The sequence below is a fragment of the Mycobacterium sp. genome, from assembly GCF_050701675.1.
Lineage (GTDB): Bacteria > Actinomycetota > Actinomycetes > Mycobacteriales > Mycobacteriaceae > Mycobacterium.
In genome coordinates, this window is record NZ_JBOGDD010001234.1 from 1 (window position 1) to 4078 (window position 4078).

Genomic DNA, 4078 nt, shown 5'->3' on the forward strand with positions numbered 1-4078 from the left:
GCGCCAGAGTGGTACAGCGCGGGCGGCTCGGTGTCGGCGTCCGGTGGCGCGAACTGCAGTGTCTCACCGGCCGCCACGACGACGTCTTCGAAGATCGCGGTTCCGGTGCCGGTGGCGCGCTGCCCCATACCGTCCCAGTCGTCGAGAACCGTCACGCCGGCGCGGTCGGTGGGGACCAGCGCGATCACCGTCGCGCCGTCGGGGTTGCTCGCGAGCACCTCGGCGTAATCGGCGTAGAGCGTGCCGGTGGTGAAGTACTTCGTGCCGTTGAGCCGGAAGCCGTCGCCGTCCGGGGTGAGCTGGGTCTTCCAGGTGAACGCGCCGGCAGGTGTCGAACCAATCTCGGTCGATGCGTTGCCGACGATCTTGCCGCTCAGCGCCAGGGCGATCACCCGCTGGCGTTCCTCGGCACCGAGTCGCAGCCGCTCTTCGACGTGCGCGAAGTGGCCACGCAGGATGTGCGCGACGTTCACGTCAGCAGTCGCCAACGCGATGACGGTCGCGAACAGTTCGCGAAGGCTTGCGCCACCACCGCCGTCTGCGATCGGTATCCGGAGTGCGCCCAGCCGTGCCTGCCGGACCAGATCGATTGCAGCAAAGGGCCGCTCACCGGTGCGCTCGCGTTCGAGTGCACCCTCGCCGATGGCGGCGATCAGCGCGGTCAGCCGGTCCGAGCCGACGGTGACGGGTCCGGCCGATGTGGACGTGTCGAGGGATGTCATTTCACGATCAGCTTTCGTTGTGACGCCATGGTGAAGACTGCGGCGACGATGATCACCAGTCCCTTGATGATGGTCTGGGTATAGTCGGCGGCGCCGATCTGGTTGAGCCCGTTGGAGAGTACGGTCAAGATGAGCACCCCGAGCACCGTACGCCCCACACCTCCGACGCCGCCGGAAAGTGCCGTGCCGCCGATGACGATCGCCGCGACCGAGTCGAGCAGAATCGTCGAGCCCGTCGTCGGACCTGCCGCGCCCAGCTGTGCGGTGAGCAGCAGCCCGGCCAACCCGGCGGTGATACCCGAGACGATGAAGATGAGCACTTTCACCCGCCGGGTACTCACACCCGCAAGCTCGACGACGCGCTCGTTGCCACCGACGGCATAGACGTAGAGACCAAACCTGGAGCGGCGAGCGAAGAACCATACGACCAGGAACGCGACGACGGCGATGAGTGCCGCGTTCTGGATGTTCGGGATGAGCTGCCCGATGGCCAGGTCGCGGATGCCCTGGTCGGTGAAGTTGATCGTGCTGCCCTGCAGGATGGTCAGCCCGATGCCGGCGAAGAGCGACAACGTACCGAGGGTGGCGATGAACGACGGGACTCGGCCGTAGGCGAACACCACCCCGTTCAGGAGGCCGATCGCCGCACCCACCACGACGGCGACGAGCAACACCACGATGGGGCTACCGATGCCGGCGTTGATCAGCGATGCCAGCACCGCGCCGGTCAGCAGTGCGATGGACCCGACCGACAGGTCGACGCTGCCCGCGATGATCACCAGTGTCGCGCCCAACGAAGCGAGGAGCAGAATTCCCGCCTGTCCACTGATGAGAGTGAGGTTGGCCGCACTGAGGAACGCCTCGGCGCGCACGGCGAAGAACACGATGAGCGCCAGCAGCGCTGCCAGCGGCAGGATGTCGCGAACGACGTTGACACGCTTGAGAACCCCTGCCCGCGGTGCGCCGGTGGCGGAGGCGGGCGCAGGGACGTCGACGGCACGGGGCGGAGGACTGAGTTCGGTGGTCATGGCATCATCCGACGGTAGTAGGGGCGGTGTTGGTGGCTTTGGAATGGGACTCAGCGCCGGGAATCATCCGGGCGACGAGGTCGTGTTCGTCCGGCTTGGCGCCGGGTGGAGCGTCGACGGTGGCGGCGATCCGTCCGTTGGTGATGACGACGATCCGGTTGGACAGCCCGATCAGTTCGGGCAGGTCATCGCTCACCAGGACGATCGCGGTGCCTGCGGCCGCGACCTGACGCAACAGGTCGTAGATGCCTTCGCGCGCACCGGTGTCGACGCCCTGGGTGGGCTCGTCGAGGACCAGTACGTCGGGCCGACGCAACAGCCACTTCGCGATCAGGACCTTCTGCGCGTTACCGCCCGACAGTGAGGACACTGGCGCGTCGATGTCCTCGGTCACGATGCCGAGCTCGTCGACGAAGCGCTCGGTCACCTTGCGCGCCCGGCCGACGGCCCACAGCCCAACTCGCTTGGTCGCGAATTGATCATGTAGAGAGGCCAATTGAACGTTGTCGACGATCGACGCCGACGTGATCAAACCCTTGTCGGCCCGATCCGGTGGCACGTAGGCGATGCCGGCTCGGACGTGGTCCCCGATGGAGCCCGACACCTCCTGCCCGTTGACGCGCACCCGCCCCGCCGTCGGCCGCACGACACCCGCGATGATCTCGCCAAGCACCCGCTTGCCAGAGCCTTCAGTGCCCGCCAGGCCGACGATCTCGCCAGGCGCCACCTCGAATGACGCCTCACGCAGGACGCCGGCTCCTGCGACCGATTCGACGACCAACCGCGGCGACGTGTCAGCCTGAAGTTCACGCTGGGCGTGCTCGCGGTAGTAGTTCTCGGTCCGTATCCGCCCGACCATCAGCCGGTGCAGTTCACTCTCGTCGGTGCCCTTCGTCGGCCGATGCCCCACCGACTCACCGTCCTTGAAGACGGTGACCCGGTCGGTGGTCTGCAGAATCTCCGGCAACCGGTGCGAGACGAAGACGACAGCGGCCACGCCTCGCAGCCGTTCCAGCAGTCGCAGGAAGTTGTCCTCGTGCTCCTGGTCCAGGGCGGTGGTCGGCTCGTCGAAGAGCACCAGCGGCCGCGCGACCTCGAGCAGCTTGGCCAACGCGGTCACCCTCGCGATGTCGACGCTCTGCTTCTGACCGGGAGTCAGCGAATCAGTCGGCAACGACACGTCGATACCGTCTTCCCCGGCCTCGTGGAGCGCCTCCTCCGTCGCGCGCTTCAACCTCCGACGGTCCAGACCGCCGCTGCGCGAACGGAACAGGTGTTCCCAGCCGAAGAACGCGTTCTCGTAGACGGCCAGCGAGTCGACCAGCGCCGCCTCCTGGAACACCCGGAAGATGCCGAGCCGGTTGGCCTCCTGATAGGTCTTCGGCGAGATCTCCCGGCCATCCAGCCGCAACGATCCCGAGTCGTAGGGCAACACCCCCGACACGATGTTGAGGATCGTGCTCTTGCCTGCGCCGTTCTCACCGATCAGTCCGACGACCTCGCCGTCCCCGACATCCAGGTCGACGCCCTTGAGCGCGCGGTTGGCTCCGAAGGACTTGACGATGTTCCTGGCCTGCAGCCGTGGCTCCGATGTCTGCGTGCTCAACGGTCACACCTTCCCGTACGGTGACGGCCCGAGCACCGGCGACCGGTAGTGCTCCTTGTAGAGCGCGCGAACCCGGTCGAACTCACCGTTGCGCTGAGCCTTCAGATAGGCATCCGGATACTGGAATCCCTTGGGTTTGGGCACATCCGGCCAGATGAGGTCGAGATTCTCGACCGGGTAGCCGTCGAACTGTAGGTCGAAGTCGTTCGGGTGCTCGGTGCGCGACAAGAGCTTGACGTCGAACGACTCACCGATCGGTTTGTCCACGTAGCGGGCCTTGAACGCCTCGACGTTGGCTCGGGTGATGATCTCGGCGTGCCAGCCGTAGAACCGCTCGGCGGGTTCAGGTTTCCAGCCGCGTAGCCGGTCGTGGAACTGTGCCAGTGTCACGAAGGACGGGTAGGCGGGGACGTTGCCGGTGGTCACCAATTGCTTGCCGGCCAGCACCCGCTCGATGCCTGCCGTCGAACCGTTGGCCCCCACGACGAAGACGTCTTTGCCGGGAACCTTGCCCGCCGCTTCGATACCCGCGATCACGCCGGTGGCCGCATCATCGTTGACGGCGACGATTCCCCTGGTGTCCGGGTAGCGAGCCAGCAGGGAGGAGGCGGCCCGCTGTGAGAGATCGGCGTCGTACTTGGCGTGCAGCTCACCCGCGAACGTGATCTTCGGGTACTTCTTCAGCGTGTGGTAGACCGCGAGCCTGCGCTGGACTTCGCAGC

4 protein-coding genes are annotated in these 4078 nt (G+C 66.3%); all 4 read right to left on the bottom strand.

Annotated elements, in window-relative coordinates:
- On the bottom strand, positions 1–722 hold a 722-nt coding region (locus tag ACRDUX_RS38265; RefSeq protein ID WP_526422336.1), incomplete at its 3' end, for an acyl-CoA dehydrogenase family protein.
- Positions 719–1750, bottom strand: a complete 1032-nt coding sequence (locus tag ACRDUX_RS38270; protein ID WP_526422338.1) for an ABC transporter permease — start codon at positions 1748–1750, stop codon at positions 719–721. The genes ACRDUX_RS38270 and ACRDUX_RS38265, both read right to left, overlap by 4 nt.
- 4 nt (positions 1751–1754) lie before the next feature.
- Complete coding sequence (locus tag ACRDUX_RS38275; RefSeq protein WP_526422340.1) at positions 1755–3356, bottom strand: sugar ABC transporter ATP-binding protein; 1602 nt, start codon at positions 3354–3356, stop codon at positions 1755–1757.
- Positions 3357–3359: 3 nt separating this feature from the next.
- A partial coding sequence (locus ACRDUX_RS38280) for a sugar ABC transporter substrate-binding protein (protein ID WP_526422342.1) occupies positions 3360–4078 on the bottom strand: 719 nt, incomplete at its 5' end.

What these genes read in the sequence shown, in the direction of transcription:
- ACRDUX_RS38270 (WP_526422338.1), bottom strand. Translation starts at nt 1,750, where the DNA reads ATGACCACCGAACTCAGTCCTCCGCCCCGTGCCGTCGACGTCCCTGCG.